The sequence below is a fragment of the Streptomyces krungchingensis genome (assembly GCF_054729265.1).
This window is the reverse complement of record NZ_JBPUKY010000001.1, coordinates 4,160,884-4,184,536: the sequence shown is the minus strand read 5'-3', so window position 1 is coordinate 4,184,536 and position 23,653 is coordinate 4,160,884. Positions and strand designations below refer to the sequence as shown.

The 23,653-nt window shown below is 73.1% G+C and carries 17 protein-coding genes; 10 read left to right on the top strand and 7 right to left on the bottom strand.

Annotation, left to right across the window (positions count from 1 at the left end):
* Nucleotides 1–122 precede the first annotated feature (122 nt).
* From ACSYGO_RS18495 to ACSYGO_RS18475, 5 genes are all read left to right on the top strand, one after another.
* Nucleotides 123–1,082 carry an EamA family transporter gene (locus tag ACSYGO_RS18495; protein WP_432174943.1) on the top strand — a complete coding sequence of 320 codons (960 nt, stop codon included), beginning with the start codon at nt 123–125 and terminating at the stop codon, nt 1,080–1,082.
* A 539-nt stretch (nt 1,083–1,621) separates the two neighbouring features.
* On the top strand, nt 1,622–2,452 hold the full coding sequence (locus ACSYGO_RS18490; RefSeq protein ID WP_460389735.1) for a DMT family transporter: 831 nt from the start codon (nt 1,622–1,624) through the stop codon (nt 2,450–2,452).
* A 22-nt stretch (nt 2,453–2,474) separates the two neighbouring features.
* Nucleotides 2,475–3,389 (top strand): LysR family transcriptional regulator, encoded by a 915-nt coding sequence (locus tag ACSYGO_RS18485; protein ID WP_432174942.1) that lies wholly within the window; start codon nt 2,475–2,477, stop codon nt 3,387–3,389.
* Nucleotides 3,390–3,703: 314 nt separating this feature from the next.
* On the top strand, nt 3,704–5,155 hold the full coding sequence (locus ACSYGO_RS18480) for an RNA polymerase subunit sigma-70 (protein WP_460389734.1): 1,452 nt from the start codon (nt 3,704–3,706) through the stop codon (nt 5,153–5,155).
* Between the two features lie 103 nt (nt 5,156–5,258).
* The gene (locus tag ACSYGO_RS18475) at nt 5,259–6,044 is read left to right on the top strand and encodes an SDR family NAD(P)-dependent oxidoreductase (protein WP_435226554.1); all 786 of its coding nucleotides are present in this window, start codon (nt 5,259–5,261) and stop codon (nt 6,042–6,044) included.
* On the opposite strand, the gene ACSYGO_RS18470 is transcribed toward ACSYGO_RS18475, so the two are convergent.
* Both ACSYGO_RS18470 and ACSYGO_RS18465 read right to left on the bottom strand, forming a co-directional pair.
* Entirely contained in the window at nt 6,019–7,197 is a 1,179-nt protein-coding gene (locus ACSYGO_RS18470) for a hypothetical protein (protein WP_426681198.1), read from the bottom strand. The genes ACSYGO_RS18475 and ACSYGO_RS18470 overlap by 26 nt on opposite strands.
* Nucleotides 7,194–8,540: a HesA/MoeB/ThiF family protein gene (locus ACSYGO_RS18465; RefSeq protein WP_460389733.1), complete on the bottom strand. Its 1,347-nt coding sequence runs from the start codon at nt 8,538–8,540 to the stop codon at nt 7,194–7,196. Before ACSYGO_RS18465 ends, ACSYGO_RS18470 begins: the two co-directional genes overlap by 4 nt.
* A 389-nt stretch (nt 8,541–8,929) precedes the next feature.
* On the opposite strand from ACSYGO_RS18465, the gene ACSYGO_RS18460 reads away from it, so the two are divergent.
* Nucleotides 8,930–10,195 (top strand): M14 family zinc carboxypeptidase, encoded by a 1,266-nt coding sequence (locus ACSYGO_RS18460; RefSeq protein ID WP_460387082.1) that lies wholly within the window; start codon nt 8,930–8,932, stop codon nt 10,193–10,195.
* 33 nt (nt 10,196–10,228) lie between these two features.
* Here ACSYGO_RS18460 and pepN read toward each other — a convergent pair whose 3' ends face one another.
* Nucleotides 10,229–12,808 carry an aminopeptidase N gene (gene pepN, locus ACSYGO_RS18455; protein ID WP_426681201.1) on the bottom strand — a complete coding sequence of 860 codons (2,580 nt, stop codon included), beginning with the start codon at nt 12,806–12,808 and terminating at the stop codon, nt 10,229–10,231.
* A gap of 112 nt (nt 12,809–12,920) precedes the next feature.
* On the opposite strand from pepN, the gene ACSYGO_RS18450 reads away from it, so the two are divergent.
* The gene (locus tag ACSYGO_RS18450) at nt 12,921–13,394 is read left to right on the top strand and encodes a DUF1203 domain-containing protein (RefSeq protein ID WP_426681202.1); all 474 of its coding nucleotides are present in this window, start codon (nt 12,921–12,923) and stop codon (nt 13,392–13,394) included.
* Between the two features lie 93 nt (nt 13,395–13,487).
* Here ACSYGO_RS18450 and ACSYGO_RS18445 read toward each other — a convergent pair whose 3' ends face one another.
* Nucleotides 13,488–14,504 (bottom strand): aspartate-semialdehyde dehydrogenase, encoded by a 1,017-nt coding sequence (locus tag ACSYGO_RS18445; RefSeq protein ID WP_426681203.1) that lies wholly within the window; start codon nt 14,502–14,504, stop codon nt 13,488–13,490.
* 275 nt (nt 14,505–14,779) lie between these two features.
* Nucleotides 14,780–17,089, bottom strand: coding sequence for a TerD family protein (locus tag ACSYGO_RS18440; RefSeq protein WP_460387081.1), 2,310 nt, complete (start codon nt 17,087–17,089; stop codon nt 14,780–14,782).
* Between the two features lie 146 nt (nt 17,090–17,235).
* Here ACSYGO_RS18440 and ACSYGO_RS18435 point away from each other — a divergent pair, with 146 nt between their 5' ends.
* Together ACSYGO_RS18435 and ACSYGO_RS18430 are read left to right on the top strand one after the other, a co-directional pair.
* Nucleotides 17,236–17,757 carry an RNA polymerase sigma factor gene (locus ACSYGO_RS18435; protein ID WP_426681205.1) on the top strand — a complete coding sequence of 174 codons (522 nt, stop codon included), beginning with the start codon at nt 17,236–17,238 and terminating at the stop codon, nt 17,755–17,757.
* 1 nt (nt 17,758) lies between these two features.
* Nucleotides 17,759–18,541 carry a hypothetical protein gene (locus tag ACSYGO_RS18430; protein ID WP_432186097.1) on the top strand — a complete coding sequence of 261 codons (783 nt, stop codon included), beginning with the start codon at nt 17,759–17,761 and terminating at the stop codon, nt 18,539–18,541.
* 414 nt (nt 18,542–18,955) lie between these two features.
* On the opposite strand, the gene ACSYGO_RS18425 is transcribed toward ACSYGO_RS18430, so the two are convergent.
* Nucleotides 18,956–22,267, bottom strand: a complete 3,312-nt coding sequence (locus ACSYGO_RS18425) for a S8 family serine peptidase (RefSeq protein ID WP_426681207.1) — start codon at nt 22,265–22,267, stop codon at nt 18,956–18,958.
* A 221-nt stretch (nt 22,268–22,488) separates the two neighbouring features.
* On the bottom strand, nt 22,489–23,025 hold the full coding sequence (locus tag ACSYGO_RS18420) for a CGNR zinc finger domain-containing protein (RefSeq protein WP_426681208.1): 537 nt from the start codon (nt 23,023–23,025) through the stop codon (nt 22,489–22,491).
* A 150-nt stretch (nt 23,026–23,175) separates the two neighbouring features.
* On the opposite strand from ACSYGO_RS18420, the gene ACSYGO_RS18415 reads away from it, so the two are divergent.
* Nucleotides 23,176–23,628: a VOC family protein gene (locus ACSYGO_RS18415; RefSeq protein ID WP_426681209.1), complete on the top strand. Its 453-nt coding sequence runs from the start codon at nt 23,176–23,178 to the stop codon at nt 23,626–23,628.
* The last annotated feature ends 25 nt before the right edge of the window (nt 23,629–23,653 follow it).

Sequence of the window (23,653 nt, the reverse complement as noted above, 5' to 3'; positions counted from 1 at the left end):
ATCAGTGAAAAGCAGCTTGACGATAAGTAGCTTGAAGCTAAGCTACTTAGTGTCGAGCCGCTCGCGGCCGACGTGCTCCTCCTGGCCCAGTTCTCGCCGGTCTACTGGAAATCGGGTGTCCCATGGCCATGAACCGCCCCGCTCTCATCGCGCTCACCGCGCTCGCCCCCGTGTCCTGGGGCAGCACGTACGCCGTCACGACCGAGCTGCTGCCGGCCGATCGCCCCCTGTTCACGGCGGTGATGCGCGCCCTGCCCGCCGGATTGCTCCTCCTCGCCCTCGCGCGGGTGCTGCCGCGCGGCATCTGGTGGGGCAAGGCGGCGGTGCTGGGCGCCCTGAACATCGGCGCCTTCTTCCCGCTGCTGTTCCTGTCCGCGTACCGGCTGCCCGGTGGCATGGCCGCGGTGGTCGGCTCCGTCGGCCCGCTGTTCGTCGCGGGGCTCTCGGTGCTGCTGCTCGGCGACCGGCCGACCCTCCGTACGCTCCTCACCGGTGTCGCCGCGGCCCTCGGGGTGAGCCTCGTCGTGCTGAAGGCCGCCGGGGCCCTCGACGCGGTGGGCGTGCTCGCCGCGCTCGCCTCGACCGCGTCGATGTCCACGGGCACCGTCCTCACCAAGCGCTGGGGACGCCCCGACGGGGTCGGGCCACTGGCGCTCACCGCCTGGCAGTTGACGGCCGGCGGACTGCTGATCGCGCCGCTCGCTCTGGTGGTCGAGGGCGCGCCTCCCGCGTTGGACGGCCGCGCGGTCGGCGGCTACCTGTACCTGGCGCTGGCGAACACGGCCCTCGCCTACTGGCTCTGGTTCCGCGGCATCGGGCGGCTCTCCGCCACCCAGGTCACCTTCCTCGGTCCGCTCTCGCCCCTGACCGCGGCGGTGATCGGCTGGGCGGCGCTGGGGCAGGAGCTGACCCCGGTGCAACTGGCGGGCATGGGACTCGCGTTCGGGGCGACCGTGCTCGGTCAGCTCCGGCCCCGCCCGGTGGCGGTCAGGACCGTCTCCGGCTCCGGACCTTTCAGTTCTGCTGAAGGGAATGCTCGAAAAGATTCGATGGACGTGACGGGTTCCGCGTTGCGACGGTAGGCGGGCCACCCACCCGACCACCGGAGAGGCGAGGGATGCACGTGACAGTCCTGGACCGGACGCGAACGCAGGGCGTGCCCGCAGGGGCCGCCGGGTCCGCCGAGACGACCGAGCCCATCGAGAGCGCCGGGTCCGACAAGGCCATCGAGCCCGCCGCGAGCGCTGAGTCCGCCGAGAGCGCCGAGCCCGCCACGACCATCGGGCTCGCCGGGAGCACCGAGCGAGCCACGGCCGTCGAGCCGGCGAAGAGGACCGAGCCGGCCAGGGCCACGGAGCCCGCCGGCACCACCGAGCCCGTCGACCAGTTCGAGTCCTTCGAACCGTCCGAGTCCTTCGAACCGTCCGAGTCCGTCGAGTCCGTCGACCCGTCCGAGCCCGTCGAGCCCGCCGAGTCCCCCGAGCCGTCCGGGGCCGTCGAGTCCCCCGAGCCGTCCGAGTCCGTCGAGTCGTCCAGGGCCGCTCGGCCGGGCAGGGCCGGAGCGGGCGCACGGAAGGGATCGGTCGGACTCGGTCTCGCCCTCGCGGCCGTCGCCACCGTCGTGTGGTCCGGCAGCTTCGTCGCGTCGCGCGCCCTGCACGACAGCGTGCCACCCGTCCAGCAGGCCTTCTGGCGCTGGGTCGTCGCCCTCGCGGTGGTGGCCCCGTTCGCGGCACGGGAGACCTGGCGGCAACGGGCGCTGATCCGCGGACACCTCGGGCACCTGCTGCTCGCCGCGCTCCTCGGCGTCACCGTCTACAACACCCTGGTCAACCAGGCGGGCGTGTCCACGTCCGCCGGCACCATGGGCATGATCATGGCCGCGTCGCCGGTCCTGATGGCGGTGTACGAACGGCTCGGCGGCGCACGCCTCGGCGCGCGGCGGGTCACCGGCATGCTGATCGCCTGCGCGGGTGTCCTCCTCCTGGTGGGCGGTGGCCCCGCGGCGTCGACGGACTTCACGGCGGGCGACCTCTGGATGATCGCGGCGGCGACGTGCTTCGCCTCGTACAGCACGCTGGTCCGCCGCGGGCCCGCCGAACTCACCGGTCCCGTCTTCCTGTTCACCACCTTCATGCTGGGCACGGCGATGCTGCTGCCGGTCTTCGTGCTGAGCGTGACCGTCCAAGGGGCCTTCGCCCCGGCCCCCGCGACGGTCGGCCCGCTGCTCTATGTCGGGATCGCCTCCTCCGCGGTCGCCTTCTTCACCTGGAACAAGGCGATCTCGCTCATCGGCGCGGCCCGGGCCGGAACGGTCTACTACCTTCAGCCGGTCTGCGTGGCCGTCCTGTCCTACGCACTCCTCGGCGAACGCACCACGGCCGCACAACTGCTGTGCATGGCACTGATCCTGGGCGGAGTCGTCCTGGGCACCGCCTCCCGGGCCCGCTGAACTCCCGGGATAGGTTGCGGCCATGGCCGAGTACGACAAGTGGGACATCAGGAAGCTGGAGATCCTGCGGACGCTGCGCGAGCGCGGAACCGTCACCGCGACCGCCCGGGCCCTGCTGATGACCCCCTCGGCCGTCTCGCAGCAGCTGACCAACCTCGCGAAGCAGCTCGGTGTACCCCTGCTGGAGGCGCAGGGCAGACGGGTGCGGCTGACCGACGCGGCGGAACTCGTGCTGCGGCACGCCGAGGCCGTCTTCGAGCAACTGGAGCGTGCCGACGCCGAGTTGTCCGCCTACGCGCACGGCGAGGTGGGGCAGGTGCGGGTCGGGGCCTTCTCCACCGCCGTGCCCGCGCTCGTCGTCCCCGCCGTACGGGCGCTGCGGTCGGCGCGGCCCGGGATCGCCGTGCAGGTGCGGGAGGCCGAGGCGGCGGAGGCGTACGAGCTGCTCGGCGCCGGGGCGGTGGACCTCGCCCTGTCCCTGGCCGCGCAGGCCCCCACGGCGACGGACGCCCGCTTCACCCGGGTGCCGCTGCTCTCCGACCCGCTCGACCTGGCGCTGCCGCACGGCCATCCGCTCGCCACCGCGCCGTACGTGCGGCTCGCCGACTTCGCCGCCGAGCCGTGGATCTTCGGCGGGAGCGGCCCGTGGTCGGACATCACACGGAGCGCGTGCGAAGCGGCCGGGTTCAGCCCGCACCAGGGCCACTCGGCGGCCGGGTGGACCGCGATCCTCGCGATGGTCGAGGCGGGGATGGGGGTGGCGCTGGTGCCGCGGATGGCCGCGGCGCGGCGTGAGGGGGTGGTGATGCGGGAGCTCGCGGGGGAGCGGCCGCATCGGCACGTGGTCGCGGCGGTGCGCCGGGGCGCCGAGGAGGGGGCCGCGGTGGGGTTCGTGCTGGGGGCGCTGCGGGAGGCGGCCCGGGGGGCGGACCGTTAGCCGGCAGTCCCGAGTACCGCTCGTTCGGGGGCGGGCGACGCGAGGAGACGTATAGCGTCACGTCGTCCCTGTGTGACGCGATCGCCGGAGGCCTCATGGACGTGGACGCCGTGTGCCGCAGCTGCGGGAAGCCGCTGCCCGGCCGGTCGGGGCGCAAGGGCCGGACCTCGGTGTACTGCTCCGCCGCCTGCCGGCAGAAGGCCTACCGGGACCGGCGGACCGAGCCCGTGGACACCGTGCGCGGACTGATCGAGGAGGTGGCCCGGCAGGTCGACGGGCTGGTCCCGCAGCCGCCGTCCGTCTTCTACTCCGGCGTGACGGAACTGTCCTCGTCCGTGAGCCGGCTGCGACGCGTCGCCCGCGTCGCGCGGGACACCGCGCACCGGGACCGGGAAGCGAGGGAAGCCGGGGAAGCCCGGCAGGACCAGGCGGGCCGGCCGGACCGCGAAGCCCGCGAGGCCCGCGAGGCCCGGGAAGTCGGCGAGGCCCGCGAAGCCCGCGAGGCCCGCGAAGCCCGCGAGGCCCCCGAAGCCCGGCCGGATTCCGTAACGAGGGGCGCCGTTACGGAATCCCCGGCCGTGCGGACAGCCACGGCGGACCCCCGCGGCACGGTGCCCGGCGCCGCCGAGGCCGGGCGCGGGGGAACGGTTGCGGCGGATCCCGGAGTCACGGGGGCCGGGCACGCCGTGCCGGTCGCGGCGGACCCCCGCGCCCCGGAGGCCGAGCGCGGCGCGACGCTCGCGGCGGGGCCCACCCCCGCGCAGACCGGACACGGTGAAGTCCCGCTCGCGGAGAGCGACTTCGCCGCCCTGGTCGAGTCGTACCGCCGCGAGCTGCGCGTGCACTGCTACCGGATGTCGGGCTCGTACGACGACGCGGAGGACCTCGTGCAGGAGACGTTCCTGCGGGCCTGGCGGGCGCGGGACGGTTTCGCCGGCCGGGCGAGCCTGCGGACCTGGCTGTACCGGATCGCGACGAACGCCTGTCTCGACTTCCAGCGGCGCACCGCACGCCGCCCGCAGCGCTACGAACCGCTGCCCGGCATGAACCACGGCGATGCCGAGCCACCCGCCCGCGTCACCTGGCTCCAGCCGTACCCCGACGAGGACCTGCCCTCCACGGAGGAGCAGCCGGACGCCCGTGCCGTCTCCCGGGAGACCCTGGAGCTCGTCTTCCTCGCCGCCGTCCAGCACCTGCCGCCCCGCCAGCGCGCCGTCCTCGTCCTGCGCGACGTGCTGGGGCTCGCGGCCGCGGAGACCGCCGAGGCCCTGGAGATGACGGTGGCCTCCGTCAACAGCGCCCTGCAACGCGCCCGCCCCACGCTGCGCGACCACCTGCCGCGCCGCCGCGCCGACTGGACCGCCGAGGCGGACGCCCGTGAACGCGAGGTCCTGCGGCGCTACATGGCAGCCGCGGAACGCCTCGACCTCGACGAGATCGCCACCCTGCTCAGCGAGGACATCACGCTCACCATGCCGCCGAACCCCTTCTGGTTCGTCGGCCGCGAGGCGCTCACCGAGTTCCTGCGCCCGAGCCTCGATCCGGCCTCGCCGATGTTCCTCGGGGACTGGCGCCATCTCCCCGCGCGCGCCAACGGGCAGCTCGCGGCCGGGGGTTACGTCAGGCGTCCCGGGACCACCGTGTACCGGGCGCAGGTCCTCGACGTGCTGCGCATCGAGGGCGACCGCATCGTGGAGATCACCTCCTTCGAGCCGCACCTCTTCCCGGCGTTCGGCCTGCCGTTGCGGCTCCCCGCCGACCGGTGAGGTCCGGGGGAACGACCCGCGACCGATGAGTGACCGGAGGTTCGTACGTCTCCATGACCGACGCGAACGAACGGTTCGTGCAACCGGCCTTCAGGAGATCATCATGCTGCTCACCGACAAGACCGCGATCGTCTACGGCGCGGGCGGAAGCATCGGCGGCGCCGTCGCCCGCACCTTCGCCCGCGAGGGCGCCCGCGTGCACCTCGTGGGGCGTACGGCGGCCGCACTCGACGCGGTGGCCGAGGACATCGCGGCGGCCGGCGGGTCGGCGGGGACGGCGGTGCTGGACGCCCTGGACGAGGCGGCGGTCGAGGCGCACGCGGCGTCCGTGGCCGCCGACGGCGGAATCGACGTCTCCTTCAACCTGGTCACGCGCGGCGACGTGCAGGGCATGTCCCTCCTCGACATGCCCGTCGACGACTTCATGGCGCCCGTCGTGACCGGCATCCGCGCCAACTTCGTCACCGCACGCGCCGCGGCCCGGCACATGGCCGAGCGCGGTTCCGGTGTGATCCTCACCCTCAACAGCGGTTCCGCGCACGGCAGTCCGATGATGGGCGGCACCGGGCCCGCGGACGCGGCGATCGACACGCTGGTGCGGAACCTGGCGGTGGAGCTCGGCCCGCGGGGACTGCGCGCCGTGGGCCTGTGGGCGGCCGGTGTGCCCGAGACACTGACCAAGGAGAAGCTCGCCGCGGTCGACAGCGGCATGGACCTCGACGAGAACGCCGTCCAGGGACTGCTGGCCCAGCTGGCGGGCATGCGGATGACCCGCCGCAACCCGACGCTCCCGGAGATCGCGGCCACCGCCGCCTTCCTCGCCTCCGACCACGCCGGTGGCATCACCGGCACGTTCGTCAACGTCACCGGGGGGATGTTCCCCGGCTGATCCTGCGCTCGCGGCGCCCGCGCCACCAGGTGCGGGCCCACAGCAGATGGATGCCGCCCAGCGCGACGACGACCGCCGCGGCGTCGAGATTCCGCGCCGCCGGCTCCCCGGGGCCCAGCCGGGTCACCGCACGCGCGAACAGCGTGATGTCCGCGGGCAGGGTGACGGTGGCGAGGAACGCGAGACACAGCGTGGTGCCGACGACGAGCACCACGCTGTACGCGCGCACGGCCCGTCGTTCGTGCCGCGGGAGCCCGAGACTGGGGTCGGACTCCCCGGCGCGGCGCAGCAGCCGCCGTACCGCGTACTTCGTGTACGCCACCCCGTCCCCGTACAGGTCGCGGCAGCGCGTCACGTCCTGGAGCACGAAGTAGAGGTCCGTGCGCATGAAGACCATCAGCTGGAAGGGGAGCGGCAGCAGGGCGAGCAGGGCGACGGCGGCGAGGACCCGCCGGGCCGTGCCGTCGGCGGCCCCCGCACCGAGCGCGGCGAGGCAGGACACCGTCAGATTGGTCGCCATGCCGGCGAGGTACGCGGTCAGCCGGTGGCGGCGCGGGGCGAGTTCGATACCGCTGATGTCCGTCTGCATGACCAGGAACTGGAGCCGTGTGCCCAGCCGCATCCGGCCCGGAACGCCGGTGGCGCGCGCGGTCAGCAGATGCGCGCACTCGTGCAGGAACAGCAGGCTCCAGCCCACGCCCGCGCCGAGCGCGATGACCGCGCTGCCGTGCGGGCTCCACAACAGGGTCCGGTAGCTCAGCGGGACCGGCGGGCGGGTGAGCAGGGTCACCGCGATCAGCAGGCCGACGAGGGCGGGCACGACGGGGCTCAGCGCCCAGCGCACGTGCCGCGGCCGTATCCCGGCGAGCGTCGGCTTCGGCGGGGCGGGCTGCGGCACGGCCCGGCCGTCCATCTCGGCGACGAACCCCAGCCCCAGCAGGGCCTCCACGAAGTCCGGTACGTCGATCTCGTCGCCGGTCTCCACCCGCAGCCGTTCCCCGACCTCGGCCGCGCTCAGCCCCTGCGCGAGCAGGTCCAGCGCCTGCTTGCCGACCTCGGGCAGTGCGACGAACCGGCCCGTGGCCATCCGCCCGACGATCCATTCCTCGCCGTCGGGACGGGAGTCCAGCGCGTGCAGGCGGACGTGGGTCACCCGGCCACCCCGTCCGCCCGGTCGCCGCAGGCCGCGCAGTCGAGGTGCCGCGGGGTGCGCTGGAGGACCGGGTCGCCCGGCAGCATCAGGTTGATCCCGAAGCGGAAGCCGGGTTCGAGGGCCGGGACCCCGGTCAGCAGGGCGAGGGCCGCATGCGCGAGCAGGCCCCCGGAGAGTCCGGCGGTGACGGCGCTCGCGGGGTTCCACGGCATGCGCGGGGAGGCGACCTCCGGGTCCTGTCCGGGCGCGAGGCGCAGATCGCGGCGGGCCGCCTCACCGGCGCGCAGGCACTCCCAGCAGGCGCCCCGGCCGGGCACGTACACGCCCGCCGTCACCAGCGGGCCGCGATAGCCGGCGTCGGCCCACGGCAGGCCCGCGGCCAGACAGACCCGGTTCGCCCAGCGGCGGATGTCGTCGGGCCGGTCGGCGGCGAGGACGAGCAGGTCGTAGGCGGACGAGCGAGGCCCGCTGCCCGGCGCCGCGGCGGACGGGTCCGGCCGGCGGGCGTCGTCCGGCGGCCCCGCGGCGGGTCCGGACGGGTCCGGGTCCGGGGCGCCGGACACGGGGTGCGGGGCGAGGCCGCCGGGGTCCAAGTCCCCGGGGGCGGCCGCGAGGTGCGGGTCCAGGCCGTCGGGGTCCGGGTCCGGGGCGGCGGACACGGGGTGCGGGTCCGGGCCGTCGGGGTCCGGGTCCCGTGGACCGGCCACGAGGTCCGCCAGGTCCGCCGGGCCGCGTACCTCGCGGCGCTCCCCCGTCACGGTGACGTCCGAGTTGACGGCCCGCAGCGCGGCCACGGCCGCCTCCGCCTTGGGACGGCCGATGTCGGACTCGCGGAACAGGGGCTGGCGGTTGAGGTTCGACAGCTCCACGACGTCCGGGTCCACGCAGTGCACCCGGCCGACGCCGGAGGCGACCAGGCTCTGCGCGGCGTGACCGCCCGTGCCGCCGACGCCGATCAGCAGGACACGGGCCCGGCGCAGCCGCAGCTGGGCGTCCCACGGGTTGCTGCGCGGGGCCAGGTCCATCCAGCGCAGCAGCGGCACCCCGCGGCTGTAGCGGACCCGTTCCCGCTCGGGCAGCGGCACGGCCGCGCCCGCGTCGTCCACGAACCCGGCGGCGAGCAGGTCCGCCATCGCCTGGCGGGCGTCCTCGCCGGGGAGGTCCGGGTGCGCCCGCACCACCTCGTCGACCACCGCGGCCGGCCCGCGTGTCCCGTCCATCGCCTCGACCAGCGTCCAGACCCAGCCCTGCGGGTCGGCGATCTCCGCGCCGATGCCGTGAATGACGCTGCCGATGCGGACGTTGCCGTCGACCGTGCGATAGGCACGGTGCTCGGGCTTGATGCGGGGCCGCCGGAGCGCTTCGACCGTCACTGTCACCAGGATCCCTCCCGTTTACAGGCACATGCCTTGACACTCTGATCCCACGAGTCGAGCCTTGACAAGAGTGGTCGACCATGGACATCGGAGAGCTCAACCCCACAACAGAGGTGAGGAGTTGACGTGCCCACCAAGATCGTGATCCGCCCGCTGGACAAGAAGGAGACCACGGGCGACAGCAGCGGAGGCAACGGCGGCTGAGCGCTCCCGCCGCTCGGACAACACCCGTCAGCACACCACAGGTTGTGAACGGAGAGGAGTCTGCATGCCTACCAAGATCGTGATTCGCCCGCTGGACAAGAAGGAGACCACTGGGGACAGTAACTCCCAGGGCGCCTGATCGGAGGACCAGCGTGCGGACACCGCTCCATCCGGTCTATCCGGCCGTCGACGAACTGGAGCGGCGGGCCCGCGCGCTGGTCGCCGCGGCACCGCGGGTGCTGCGGCTGCGCCCGGCCGGCGAGAGCCGCGCCGGGCGCCCGCTGTGGCTGCTGTCCGCCGGGCACGGGGACCGGCAGATCCTCACCGTCGCCGGCGCGCACGCCAACGAACCGGTGGGCGGCACCTCCGTGCTCCGCCTCGCCACGCTGTTCGCCCACCGGCCCGAGATGCTCGAACGCCTGGGCTGCACCTGGCACTTCCTGCTCTGTCTCGACCCGGACGGCGCTCGACTCGCGCACGGCTGGACGCCCGAGGAGCCGCACCCCTCCCTGGAGGAGTGCCATCGCGCCTTCTACCGGCCGGCGTTCGCCCGCCAGCCGGAGTCGCTGCCCGCGCCCGACGAGCCCCGCGCACCGCTCCCGGAGTCGAGGGCGCTCGTCCGGCTGCTCGACGAACTGCGGCCTGTCGCACAGTTCACGCTGCACGGCATCGAGGTCGGCGCGGCCTTCATGATGGCGACACGGGAGGTGCCCGGCGCGGCCGACGCCTTCAGGAGGACGGCCGCCCGCCTGCGGATCCCCCTCGACCGGCATCCCTGCGACGGCCCCGACTGGCGGCTGGACGCGCCCGGCGTCCTGCTGCTGCCCGACGACCGCGGCGGCGGCGAACGGGACCCGAGCGGTTTCGTCGCCGAGAGCACCTGGCTCTACCCCCGCCGGTACGGCACTCTCACCGTCCTGGTCGAGACCCCCGCCTGGTGCGTGCCGGCGATGAGCGACGCACGCCCCGCCGGCGCCCCGGAACGGGAGATCGCGCGCGTCGGCGACGTCCTGCTGGGACACACCCGGGAACTCGTGCAGGCGCTCGGCGACCGGACGGCCGCCGACGTCCCCGACGACCTCATGCCGCTCCACGACGCGGCACGCGAACTCGTCGAGGTGGCGCCGTCGATCGTGCGGACCTGGGCCGCGGAGGAACCGAGCCCCCACCAGGGGCACTTCGCGACCCTCGGGATCTCCGCGCGCCGCATCCCGCTGCGCGCGGCGGCCATGATGCGCCGGGCCCTCGCCCGCACCAGGCCCGACACGGCCGCCGTCCTCGCGGACCTCGTGCGCGAGTGGTGCCAGGAACTGCAGAAGTCGTACGACCTGCGGTGGGTGCCGGTGTCCGCGCAGACCGGACTGCATGTGCGGACCATGCTCGACACGGCCCGTCTGGTGTGCGCGGCGGGCGGGTGACCGGCCCGGTCACCCGCCCGCCGTCGCCCGCCGCTAGGCGGTCGTCGCCTGCGCGTCGGCCCGCTGCGCCTTCAGGGCCCGCTCGACGCCCGAGCGGGACTCCGAGACCAGGCGCCGCAGGGCCGCGTTGGGCTCGGCGGCGGCCAGCCACGCGTCCGTCTTGGCGAGGGTGTCCTCGAAGACCTGCACGGACGGGTAGAGACCGACGGCGATCTGCTGCGCCATCTCGTGCGACCGGGCGTCCCAGACGTCCTTGACCACGGCGAAGAACCGGTCCGTGTAGGGCGCCAGCAGCTCACGCTGGTCGGTCTGCACGAAGCCCGCGATGACCGCCTCCTGCACGGCGTTCGGGAGCTTGTCCGACTCGACGACCGAGGCCCACGCCTCCGCCTTGGCCTCCTCGGTGGGACGGGCCGCACGGGCCGTGGCCGCGTGCCGCTCGCCGGCCGCCGTCTTGTCGCGCTCGTACTCGGCGGCGATCTCCGCCTCGTCGAAGCGCCCGACGGCCGCCAGCCGCTCCACGAACGCCCAGCGCAGCTCGGTGTCGACGGCGAGGCCCTCGATGGTCTCGCGGCCTTCGAGCAGCGCCTCCAGGAGGTCCAGCTGCTCCGGCGTGCGGGCGGTCGCCGCGAAGGCACGCGCCCAGGCCAACTGGTGGTCGCTGCCCGGCTCGGCCGCGCGCAGGTGGGCGAGCGTCGCTTCGGTCCAGCGGGTCAGCAGGGCCTCGCGGGCCGACGGGTCGGCGTACAGCTCGATGGCCAGCTTCACCTGGCGGTGCAGGGACTGCACCACGCCGATGTCGGACTCCTTGCCGATGCCGGACAGCACCAGCGACAGGTAGTCGCGGGTCGGGAGCTCCGCGTCACGCGTCATGTCCCAGGCGGACGCCCAGCACAGGGCGCGCGGCAGGGAGGCCTCGAAGTCGCCGAGGTGCTCGGTGACGAAGGCCAGCGAGGCCTCGTCCAGACGCACCTTGGCGTACGACAGGTCGTCGTCGTTGAGCAGGACGACGGCCGGGCGGGCCTTGCCGACGAGCTGCGGCACGGCGGTCAGTTCGCCGTCCACGTCCAGCTCGACGCGGTCGCCGCGCACCAGCTTGCCGCTGTCCGCGTCCAGGTCGTACAGGCCTACCGCGATGCGGTGCGGGCGCAGCGTCGGCTCGCCCTTCGCGCCGGCGGGCAGCGCCGGGGCCTCCTGGCGGATCGCGAAGGACGTGATGACGCCGTCCGCGTCCGTCTCGATCTCCGGGCGCAGGATGTTGATGCCCGCGGTCTGGAGCCACTTCTGCGACCAGGTCTTCAGGTCGCGTCCGGAGGTCTCCTCCAGGGCGCCCAGCAGGTCGGACAGGCGCGTGTTGCCGAACGCGTGCGCCTTGAAGTAGGCCTGCACGCCGCGGAAGAACTCGTCCATGCCGACGTACGCGACGAGCTGCTTCAGGACGCTGGCGCCCTTGGCGTAGGTGATGCCGTCGAAGTTGACGAGGACGTCGTCCAGGTCGCGGATCTCGGCCATGATCGGGTGGGTCGACGGGAGCTGGTCCTGCCGGTACGCCCACGTCTTCATGGAGTTGGCGAACGTGGTCCACGAGTGCGGCCAGCGGCTGCCCGGCGCGTACGCCTGACAGGCGATCGAGGTGTAGGTGGCGAAGGACTCGTTCAGCCAGAGGTCGTTCCACCACTCCATGGTCACGAGGTCGCCGAACCACATGTGGGCCAGCTCGTGCAGGATGGTCTCGGCCCGCACCTCGTACGCCGCGTCGGTCACCTTGGACCGGAAGACGTACTGGTCCCGGATGGTCACGGCACCGGCGTTCTCCATGGCGCCCGCGTTGAACTCGGGCACGAACAGCTGGTCGTACTTCTTGAACGGGTACGCGTAGTCGAACTTCTCCTGGAACCAGTCGAAGCCCTGCCGGGTGACCTCGAAGATCGCGTCCGAGTCGAGGAACTCGGCGAGCGAGGGGCGGCAGTAGATGCCGAGCGGGACGGACTGCCCGTCCTTCTCGTACACGCTGTGCACCGAGTGGTACGGGCCCACGATCAGCGCGGTGATGTATGTCGAGATCCGCGGCGTCGGCTCGAACGCCCAGACGTCGTCCTTGGGCTCCGGCGTCGGCGAGTTGGAGATGACGGTCCAGCCCGAGGGCGCCTTCACGGTGAACTGGAAGGTGGCCTTCAGGTCGGGCTGCTCGAAGGAGGCGAACACGCGCCGCGCGTCCGGGACCTCGAACTGGGTGTACAGGTAGGCCTGCTCGTCGACCGGGTCGACGAACCGGTGCAGACCCTCGCCGGTGTTGGTGTACGCGCAGTCGGCGACCACGCGGAGCACGTTGCGGCCCTCCAGCAGGTTCGGCAGCGCGATCCGCGAGTCGGCGAAGACCTCGGCCGGGTCGAGCGCGTCCCCGTTCAGGGTGACCTCGTGGACGGTCGGGGCCACCAGGTCGATGAAGGACTCCGCGCCGGTGTCGGCGGAGTCGAAGCGCACCGTGGTCACGGACCTGTAGGTGCCGCCCTCCTGCGCGCCGGAGAGGTCGAGATCGACCTCGTACGAGTCAACGGTGAGCAGCTTCGCGCGCTGCTGCGCCTCTTCGCGGGTCAGGTTTGTGCCAGGCACGCGGTCATCTCCTCGTTATGTGTGGGTTGCGCCATCCTTCCACGGGACCTGCACCGAATGCGATGTCCGTTTCCCGCCGGTGCGGGCCCCCGGCGGGCGGGAGCCTGGACACATGACGACGTACACCGCACAAGCCGTTCCGCCGGCCGTCCTGAAGGAGCTCCGCGACACCGACGACGCGGGCCGCCGCCGTGTCCCCCTCGTGGACGACGAGGGGGGTGCCCCGCTGCGCTGCTGTCTGCGCCGCAGCGAGCCGGGGGAGCGGATCGTGCTCGTCTCCTACGCGCCGCTGCGTCGGTGGGCCGCCGCGGTGGGGGCCGATCCGGGGGCGTACGACGAGCTGGGGCCGGTCTTCGTGCACGCCGAGGAGTGCGCGGGGCCGGACGGCGGCCTGCCGTTCACGAACGCCCACCGCACGGTGCGCCGCTACTCCGCGGACGGCCGCATCCTCGGCGGGCGGCTCGTGACGTCCCCCGAGGAGTTCGAGGACGCCTTCGCCGAGGCCTTCGCCGACCCCGAGGTGGCCCTCGTCCATGTGCGGGCCGTGGAGTACGGCTGCTTCCTCTACGAGGTGCGCCGCCCCTGAAACCACGGGGTGCGCCGCCCCCGACGGCACACAGCCCCCGGGGCGGGACCGGTCAGGTCCCGCCCCGGGGGCCGTGGGCGGCGTCCCGGAAGGTCAGCCGCGCAGCTCGGCGGCGACCAGCTCCGCGATCTGGACCGCGTTCAGCGCGGCACCCTTGCGGAGGTTGTCGTTCGAGATGAAGAGGGCGATGCCGTGCTCGACGGTCTCGTCCGAGCGGATCCGGCCCACGTACGAGGCGTCCTTGCCGGCGGCCTGGAGCGGGGTCGGGATGTCGGAGAGGGTCACGCCGGGGGCGCCGGCGAGCAGCTCCGTGGCGCGCTCGGCGCTCAGCGGACGCGCGAAGCGGGCGTTCACCTGGAGGGAGTGGCCGGAGAAGACCGGGACCCGGACGCAGGTGCCGGAGACCTTCAGGGCCGGGATCTCCAGGATCTTGCGGGACTCGTTGCGGAGCTTCTGCTCCTCGTCGGTCTCGTTCAGCCCGTCGTCGACGACGGAACCGGCAAGCGGGAGCACGTTGAACGCGATGGGGCGCTTGTAGACCTGCGGCTCGGGGAAGTCGACCGCCTCGCCGTCGTGGGTCAGCCTGTCGGCGTCGGCGACGACCTTCATGGCCTGGCCGTGCAGCTCGGCGACGCCCGCGAGGCCGGAGCCGGAGACCGCCTGGTAGGTGGCGACGACCAGCGCCTCCAGGCCCGCCTCCTCGTGCAGCGGCTTCAGTACGGGCATGGCGGCCATCGTCGTGCAGTTCGGGTTGGCGATGATGCCCTTGGGGCGGTCCGCGATCGCGTGCGGGTTCACCTCGGACACCACCAGGGGCACCTCGGGGTCCTTGCGCCAGGCGGAGGAGTTGTCGATCACGACGGCACCCTGCGAGGCGACCTTCTCGGCCAGCGCGCGCGAGGTCGCGCCGCCCGCCGAGAACAGCACGATGTCCAGGCCCGAGTAGTCCGCCGTGGAAGCGTCCTCCACCGTCACACCGTCGATCTCCGTCCCGGCCGAGCGGGCCGAGGCGAACAGGCGCAGCTCGTCGACCGGGAACTCCCGCTCGACCAGGATCCTGCGCATGACCGTGCCGACCTGACCGGTGGCTCCGACGATTCCGACCTTCACGGCGACTCCCTTTGCGTGCGTTTCACGTGGTCCAGCCTTTCCATGATGCGTCTCACCAGTCCCCGCGTGTCCAATCCTTTCGTCGTGGTGACCGAGGAGTGGGACGCCCGGAACGGGTGGACCCGCCCCGATCGTCCGGTGCCGGCCGCCCCCGGTCCGAAGAAAACCGCCCGCCGCCCGCCCCGGACCGCAAGCCGTACGGCGCGGCCGCCGCCCCCCGGCGCCGGGCGGTGTGACGTACGACTCCGGGCCGGGGAGGGGTGCGCGCGGCGGTGTCAGCCGCGCGCCTCGATGGTCCACTTGCCGCCGCCGCTGGTCCTGACCTGGACGAGGCCCTGCGGTATGTGCTGGAGACCGGTGGCCATGCTGATCCGGCGGATCGGTTCGAGGCGTTCGTCGAGCTCCCACAGAGCGATGAGGTCGAGCAGACCGCGCACCTCGTAGCGGACCATCATCTCGGCCGCCGGGCCGGTGTGACGGACGACCGCGTAGCCCTGCCCCGACACCTTGTCGGTGAACGCGGGCACGGTGTCGAGGGAGGCCGGCTCGATCTGCCAGCCGGTCGTGTGACGGGCGGTGACCAGGAGGTAGCAGTACCCGGCCGCCGAGACCGACAGGGGGCCGACGACGGGCCGGCGCCGCCCCGCCGTGCTCGCGCTCATGCTCTTCCTGCCGTCCGCCTGGACGACGGAGGTCTCCAGCGGATCCTCGTCCCGGGTGAGGCGGCGCAGGGTCTGCACCGCGGGCGGACCGGTGTGGCGGAACACCGTGCTGCCCTTGCCCTCCGTCTTCCCGGTCAGCGGTGTCGCGGCCTCGACGGGCAGCAGGCGCAGACTCCACGCGCCCACGCGCTCCAGCCGCAGCCGGACCTCGCTCTCGCCCGAGCCGAACACGAGGGTGCGGCCCTCCACCCCGTGCGTGCTCGATTCCATGAACTTGTCGGCGTCGTCGTACTCGTCCAGCCGCTCGACCCGGTAGCCGCCGTACCCGTTCTCGTCCTTGATCGAGTATTCGAGGATCGCGGGCTTCCCCGGTTCCGGGTTGACCAGCGTGACCGTCTTCGCGCCGCGGCCCGAGTGCTCGTCCTTGGCGCGGCCGAAGCGCCCGAGGAGGCCCTTCGCGCGGGTCGCGTCCTTGGCCGCGCCGTCGCCCGCGTCCGGGTACGGCTGGGCGGGCGGTGCCGCGGGGACGGCGGCGGGAGGCGCCGGGGGGACGGCGGCGGGAGGCGCAGGCGGCACGGTGGCGGCCGGCGGATCGAACGTCGTGGCCGGGCCGGGGTCGAGGGCGGGCAGCGGCCGGGCGGTCAGCTGCCAGGGGCCGTCGGCCTCGACGAGCAGCAGCAGCGGGCCCGCCGGGACGGGCGCGGTCTGCCGGAGCCGCCCGACGTCGTTGAAGATCAGGTCCTGGGAGCCCTGGAGGTTGTGCGCGTCCACGCTCCACACGACGAACGAGCCGTCGCCGTCGCTGTCGCCGGCGAACTCCGCGTCGACGTCGGCCTCCGTGCCCGTGTAGGCGAGCACCTCGGGACCGATGCCCTGCACGGTGCCTTCGAGATGGCGCACCGCCGACAGCGGCTGGAGGGACACCGTCCAGTCGTTGTCACCGGTGACCCGCAGCCGCAGGCGCCGGTCGTCCCCCTGGAAGACGAGCGCCCGCCCGTGGAAGTCGGTGATGGTGTTGTTGAAGACGAGCTTGTCGTCCTTGTTCCGCTTGGTGAGCGTGTACGCGTAGATGTAGCCCTCGCCCTGGTGCCAGGCCTCGACGAGCACGGGGCCGGGAGGGACGGACCCGCCCACGCTGACGACTCCCTGGCCGCGGCCGCGCTGCACGACGGGCGCGAAGCCGGGCCCGAACGGGAACGGGGCGCCTCCCTGCGGGACCGGCGGCACGGCGCCCATCGGCGCCGGCCCCGGCGGCGGCGCGGGCACCGCGGCCGCCGGCATCGGTGTCGGTGTCGGTACCGGTCCCGGTCCCGTCGTCTTCGAGGGCACGGTGTCCAGCGGGACCGGCCCCGACGGCGGCGGGGGCACCGCGTCGGACGGCTCGGGCCCGGCCGGCTCCTCCGCCACCGCGATGCCGAAGTCCGTGGCCAGGCCCGCGAGCCCCGACGCATACCCCTGGCCGACCGCCCGGAACTTCCACTCCCCGTTGCGCCGGTAGAACTCGCCGAGCACGAAGGCCGTCTCGCTCGACGCGTCCGTGACCTCGTAGTGCGCCACGACCGCACCCTCACCGGTCAGTGCCTGCACGGCGAGGCCGGGCACCTCGCCGAAGACCCCGCCGTCGCAGGAACCGGCGATCAGCACCCGTTGCACCTGCGGCTCGACGCGCGGCAGGTCCAGCTCCAGCCATTCGGCGAGCTGCCCGTCGCCCTTCGCGTTGCCGGCGTGCCGCACGGCCCCCGAAGGATGCGCCGGCTGGTTGTAGAAGACGAGGTCGGCGTCCCCGCGCACCTTGCCGACCGCGTCGAGCAGCAGGGCCGAGGCGTCCACCGGCGGCGTCCCGGGGACGTCGCGACGACAGACGGCGACCCGCAACAGAGCTGCGGGGACAGGGGTGTTGGCTCCTTTGGTGATGTGCGTCATGAGCCACATGCTGACAGTGAGGATCATGTGAAGTCGAGGGGTGGGAGATGTGGAGGGTGGCGGTCCGGAAAACTGCGCCGAACAGGGCCGAACGTTTCGGCCCGCACCCGCGTCGTAGAGGAAACGCGGGAAGGGGAGGGGTGGCTGTGCTGCGCAGAAAGGCCCGCGCCGCCCAGGGGGTGGACGACCCCCTGGACGCGGCCCAGGAACGCCGGGTGCGCGCGGTGCTCGCGCTCGGCGGTGTACCGCAGGCGGACCTGCCGGACGGGGTGCAGCAGGTCCGCCTGCGGTTGCTGGAGCGCGCGGCGAAGGGGGACGAGGCACCGCGCGACGTGTCGGCGTGGGCGGCGGTCGTCGCCTCGAACCTGGCGATGGACTGGCACCGGGCCAAGCGCCGCCAGGAGCGGCTCGGTGAACGTCTCGCCTCGCTGAGGCAGCTGGAGCACCCCTCGGGCGAGGACTCCAGCGTGCTCTCGCTGGCGGTCGCCCAGGGCCTGGACGAACTGCCCGACGCCCAGCGTCAGGTCCTCGTCCTGCGCTTCTACGCCGACCTGTCCGTGCGCGGGATCGCCGAGGAGCTCGGCGTCCCGGAGGGCACGGTCAAGAGCCGGCTGCACGCCGCGGTGCGCGCCCTGCGCGCCCGCCTGCACGAGGACGAGGTGGTGTGACGTGGCCGAGTACGAAGGTGTGGACGCGCTGCTGGCCGCGATCACGGACGAGCCGTTGCCCGAAGGTGCACGTGACGACGCGGAGTTCATGGCCGAACACCGCTCGGCGGCGGCGGACCTGACGCTGCTGCGGGAGCAGCTGGGACTCATCGGGGACGCCCTGGCGGACGCCGGGAAGGTGTCGGAGACGGGCGGGGCGCGTGCCCCGGGGAAGGCGGCACGGGCCAGGAGGCCACGGCGGACCGGGAAGCGGGGGCCGGCGGGCGGACCGGGGAAGCGCTCCCGGCATCCGAGGGCGCTCGCCGTGTCGCTCGGCACGCTCGCCGTCGCCGCGGTGGCCACGGTGGTCGTCGGCATGAGCTGGCTGCTGGCGCAGGGCGGGGGATCCGGGCTCGGGGGAGGCTCGGCGGACTCCGCGAAGTCGGACCAGCGCGGGAGCGGCGAGGACACCTCGCTCAGCGCTCCGGGCTACCTCGCGTGCGCGCGTTTCGTCGTCGAGGGCACGGTCACAGCGGTCGAGCGGGTGCCGGGCGGCCGGCAGGACCGGGTGACCCTGGACGTGGAGCGCTCCTACAAGCCGGCGAAGGGCGACGACCGGGTGACGTTCCTGATGGCCGAGGACTCCGTTCCGCGGCTCCACGAGGGCGAGCACGCCCTCGTCGCCGTACGGCGCCACCAGGCGACCGCCGACCAGTGGACGACGGGCGAGAAGGCCATCGCCGAGCAACGGGCCTGGATCCTCGACGCGCTGCCCGCCTCCCGCGGCCTGACCTGCGAGGAGTGAGCCGACCGCATCCGCGGGCGCGTCCGGCGGGGGCGAAGGGCACGCCCGGTGCCCGGAGGTGCCCGGAGCGGAGGGCGCGCCTCACCGAAGGGGCCGGAACGCCATTGCTGGAGCAGGGGGATCACCGGCGCGGGCCGGGGACGTGCCCCGTACCCACCGCCGGAGCGCACGTCCCGCCGGGGCAGCAGGGGCGCGCGGCCGGGGTGGCGGGACACGCCCGGCGGGGCCGAAGGGCCCGGCGACCGGCCGGGAGGGTGCCGCGGCCGCGGGCCCGGGAACGCGGTGGCCGGGCCGGGTACGGCGAAGGGCGGGTGCCCGGTCCCGGACACCCGCCCCGTGCCGTCCGGACGGGCGCCCGTTTCCGGGCCCCCGCCCCACGGCGGGACGCGCGCGTCGGCGCACGCCCCGCACGCGCTACGGCGTGACCTTGTCGATCTTCACGCTGCCGATGCCCGCGACCGTGCCGCGCGCGTTCACCAGCTGGACCTGGCCGAAGAACTCGCGTCCCTCGGGCGCCGGGGCCGCCGCGGTGACCGAGCCGGACACCGCCGCCGAGTCGCCCGTGCCGAGCTTGACCGGCGCGGACTCGTCGACCGTGACCGTGCCGAGCGCGGACGAGAAGAACACGTCCTGGTAGTCGTAGGCGGTCGAGCCCGACGGGACCGAGTAGCCGACGACCTCGATGGTGTACGTCCCGGCGGCGGGGGAGGCGATGGACACCGCTTCCTCGGAGTCGCCGTCCGCGGACTGCGCGACCTGCGCGCCCTTGGAGTCGTAGACCGTCAGGTCGAGGTCGGCGGCGTTGTCCGAGACGTTGCCGATGGCGACGTCGAGGGACTTGGCGCCCGCGGGCACCTCCACGGTGGTGGTCTGCGTGGCGCCCTCACCGATGGTCGGCCGCGCGTTCTTCGAGGAACCGAGCGGGCCGCCCTTGAGGGTGCCGTCGAGCGCGGCGTACTTGTTCGTCACCTTCCAGGAGGCGGCGGCCGGGGTGCCGACCTTGGCCTCGGGGACGGTCACGACGGCGGGGTCGAAGTCCGCGCCGAGCACGGAGACGCCGAGCTTGTACGGGTTGTCGAGCAGCGGCGACGTGCGGCGCGACTCGACCTCGATCTCCCAGACGCCGGCCTGCGGGTCCGCGTACGAACGCACGTCGGGCTTGCAGCCGTTGCCGTCGAGGTAGTTGTTGTAGCAGAACGGCGTCGAGGTGTTGTCGACCGGAACGCCGTACGGGTGGATCGAGATGAACCGGGTCTGGCTCTTGTCCTTGAGCCCGCCGATCGCGACCTCCAGCGACCTGGCGCCCTCGGGCACGGTCACGAAGTACGACTGCGTGCTGTTGCGCTGCACCGAACCCGACGCAGAGTAGGTGTACTTGACGGGCGCGGAGACCACGACCGTCGTCATGACCTGCTTGTCGACGCCCTCGGTCCCCGGGTCGTCGACCTCCAGGATCGCGCTCTTGAGGCCCGCGGACCGCGGGTTCGCCTGCACCTTGACGGTGACCGGCTGGTTCAGTCCCAGCTTCACCTCGTCGGAGCCGACGATCCGGAAGGTGTCACCGGCGTTGTTCTCGAAGTGCAGCTCGTGGCGGATCGCCCGGTCGGCGCCCGACGTACGGGTCAGCGTGATGTCGTACGTCTTCTTGTCACCGGCCTTGAGGCCGCCCTCGCGGTCGTACAGGCCCGTGCCGAAGCCCGGCGTCTTCAGCGCGAAGTCGATCGCGGTGTCGACCGGAGCCTTCACGGTGTAGTCGTGCGCGGTGGCGCCGTCCTTGACGGAGTCCCAGGCGTCCTCGATGTTGATGAGGCCCGCGCCCTCCTCGTACGCCTGCACACCCTTGATGTGGTCGGCGGTCGAGGTCAGCGCCGTGCGCAGGGTGGCGGGCTTCAGCTCGATGCCCTTCTGCTTCGCGGCGCTCAGCAGCAGCGCGGACGCGCCCGCGGCCTGCGGCGACGCCATCGACGTGCCCTGGAGCATCGAGTAGCCGGCCGGCAGCGAGTAGCCCGCCTCGGCGACCGGGGAGCCCGGCAGCCAGGTCTGCGTGGAGTTGATGGAGGCGCCGGGCGCGCTGAGCGTCGGCGTGAAGCCGCCGTCCTCGCGCGGGCCCCGCGAGGAGAAGGGCATCATCGCGTACGACTTCTCCACCTGCGAGCCGTAGTTGGCCGCCCAGGTCTGCTTGGAGATGGTCGCGCCGACCGAGATGACCTTGTCGGCCAGGCCCGGGTCGCCGATGGTGTTCGCGCCGGGGCCGGAGTTGCCCGCGGAGATCACCAACTGCACGCCGTAGGTGTCGATGAGACGCGTGTAGAGCTCGGCGCGCGCGTTGTTGCCGTCGTTGAGCGCGGGCAGACCGCCGATGGACATGTTGACGATGTCCACGCCGCGGTCGGCCACGAGGTCGATCATGCCCTCGGTGAGCGCCACGTTGGTGCAGCCGCCGGTCCAGGTGCAGGCCCGGGAGGAGACGATCTTCGCGCCGGGCGCGGCGCCGTTCATCTTCCCGCCGAACAGGCCGTTGGCGGAGGTGATGCCGGCGACGTGGGTGCCGTGCTCGGACTCGATGACACCGATGTTGACGAAGTCGGCCTTCTTGCCGACCCAGTCGCCCCCGAAGGGGTCCATCGGGACGTCCTTGCGGATCTCGACGACGAACGGCTGCCGCTCGACGACGTCGGTCGTCGGGTTGTCGGTGCCGAAGTAGCCGATCTGGTAGCCGTCCTTGTACGGCTTCATCGGCTTGTCGTCGGTGAAGTCGCCGTTGTTGTTCAGGTCGACGGTGACCGTGCCCGCCGCCGGGTCGTACAGGACGCCCCACGCGTCGGTGGTGTCACCGTCGCGGTTCGCGTCGCCCTGTGCGTCGCCGCCCGCGGTCACCGACTCGCGGAAGGTGCTGATCTCGTACGAACCGGCCGGTGCGGTCCAGGTCCTGCCGCTGTAGGTGAAGGTGGGCCCGGTCACCGCGGTGACCATCGGGCGCCAGGTGGCGTCGCCGTCCACGATCGGGTCGGTCGCGGTGACCCAGTCGACGATCTTGCGCTCGCCGGTTGTCGTCTTCTGCAGCGCTGGGTGGCCGAGGTCGACACCGGAGTCGAGGATGCCGATGGTGATGCCCCGGCCGTCCGCCTTCGGGTGATCCTTCACGAAGTCGACGGCGCCCGTCTCGAAGGACGGGTTGTACGGGTTCTCGGCGGGGGTGTTCTTGGACGGGCCGGAGTACGTGGCCGTCGAAGTGGCCTGTTCCCGGGCGCCCTTGGCGGTGTCGGCGCTCGGCGTCGGGTCGTCCAGCGCGATCTCCTGGCGCAGGTCGATCCCGTGCACCGAGGACAGCTTCGCGGCGGCGGCGATGGCCGCGTCGGCCCGGCCAGTGGGGACGGTGGCCCGGACGTACCCGAGCTTGTCGTAGGTGCGGCCCACGGAGCCGCCCTTGACCGCGTCCAGCTCCTTTGCGACCTGCTCGGTCTGACCGGGAGCGGTGGCGATCATCATGGTGACGTTCTTGTCGCCGTCGGCCTTGGCCTCGGTGAGGAGTTCGGCGTCGGCGGAACCGAGCTTGGCGGCGGCCGACTTGGTGCCGGGGTCGGCTGCCGGTGCGCCGGAGTCGGCGGAGAAGGCCATGGGTATCGGCCCGGCCGTGGAGAGCGCGGCCACCAGGCCGGCCGCCACGGCGATGCGGGCCGCGCGTCTCGCGCCGGATATCGGAGCGCGCTGAGGGTCGGAGGTCATCTGCATCCCTTGTAGGTAAAGGAACGAGCGCGGAGCGACCGGCCCGAGGGTCCTTCGGGGTCCGATCGCATCAGTCCGGTATGTGGACCCGGATGACCGCTCAGCTTTGCCTAAGGGGCAGTTGTTTGGGGAGTGTTGACCGAGGCGGGATGGAGCCATGGCGTACTTCCGCCATGCGTCACGCCGGTTATGACGGTGTATCGCCGGACATGCAGGGCGTCTCAGCTCTCCTTCGTGCGCGCGTAGTGGCGGGACGCCTTCGCGCGGTTACCGCACGCGGCCATCGAACACCAGCGGCGGGTGCCGTTCCGTGAGGTGTCGAAGAAGTGCAGGATGCACGCCTCGTGGGCGCAGCCGCGGATGCGGTCGGGGGCGGTGTCCAGCAGTGCGAGGTAGTCGCGGGCCGCCAGCCAGGCCGGTCCCCAGGAGGGATCGTCGAACTCGGCGTTCTCGGCGGGCCCCTGCTCGGTCAGGGTCAGGCGGACCCGCCCGTGCGCGAGGACCGCGTCGATGCGCGCGACGGCCTGCGGGGAGATGCCGTCGACGGCCGAGCGGAGGGCGTCGCGCGCCTGGAGCGTGTGTCGCAGGACGGCATCCTCGGCCGGGAAGTCGAGTCCGTTCGCCGCCAGCCACACGGCCAGCCCCTCGGTGTCCGTCAGCAGGTCCTGTGTCTCGCCGTCGCGGTTCCAGCGGGTGTTGAGCAGATCGAGCGAGACCGGCTCCCCGGTGAGCGGGCGCGGGTCGGGGCGGGTGGGCATGGCGGGGCTCCCTTCGCCGCCGGTCGCCGCGGCGGCACTCACTGCTAACCAGTCAAGGGTAGGTCACCGGTTGCACCTCCTGGCTCTAACCTTTAAAGTTGATGACAGAGGTTAGCTCTGGACGGGCTGCCATCGACAGAGGGGACCGCCATGACCTTGCGCACCGGCCACATCGGCCTGAACGTCACCGACCTCGACCGCTCGCTCGCCTTCTACCGCGACGTCCTCGGCTTCGGGGTGCTCGGCGAGGGCAAGGAGGAGGAGCGGCGGTACGCCTTCCTCGGCTCGCTGAGCGGTGACGGCCGCCCGGTCGTCACGCTCTGGCAGCAGGCGGGCACGCCGTACGACACGGGCCGCGCGGGCCTGCACCACCTGGCCCTCGAAGTGGACACGATCGAGCAGGTCAGGGAGTACGAGGCCGCGCTGCGCGGCTACGGCGTCGACTTCGCCTACGACGGCGTCGTCGCCCACCGCGAGGGCTCGGCCTCCGGCGGCATCTTCTTCCACGACCCGGACGGCACACGGCTGGAGATCTACGCGCCCAGCGGGGCCGAGGAGGCCACGGCGCCGGTCACCGCCGCCCCCACCTGCGGATTCTTCTGACCGGCCGACGGCTTCCCGAGGAGAC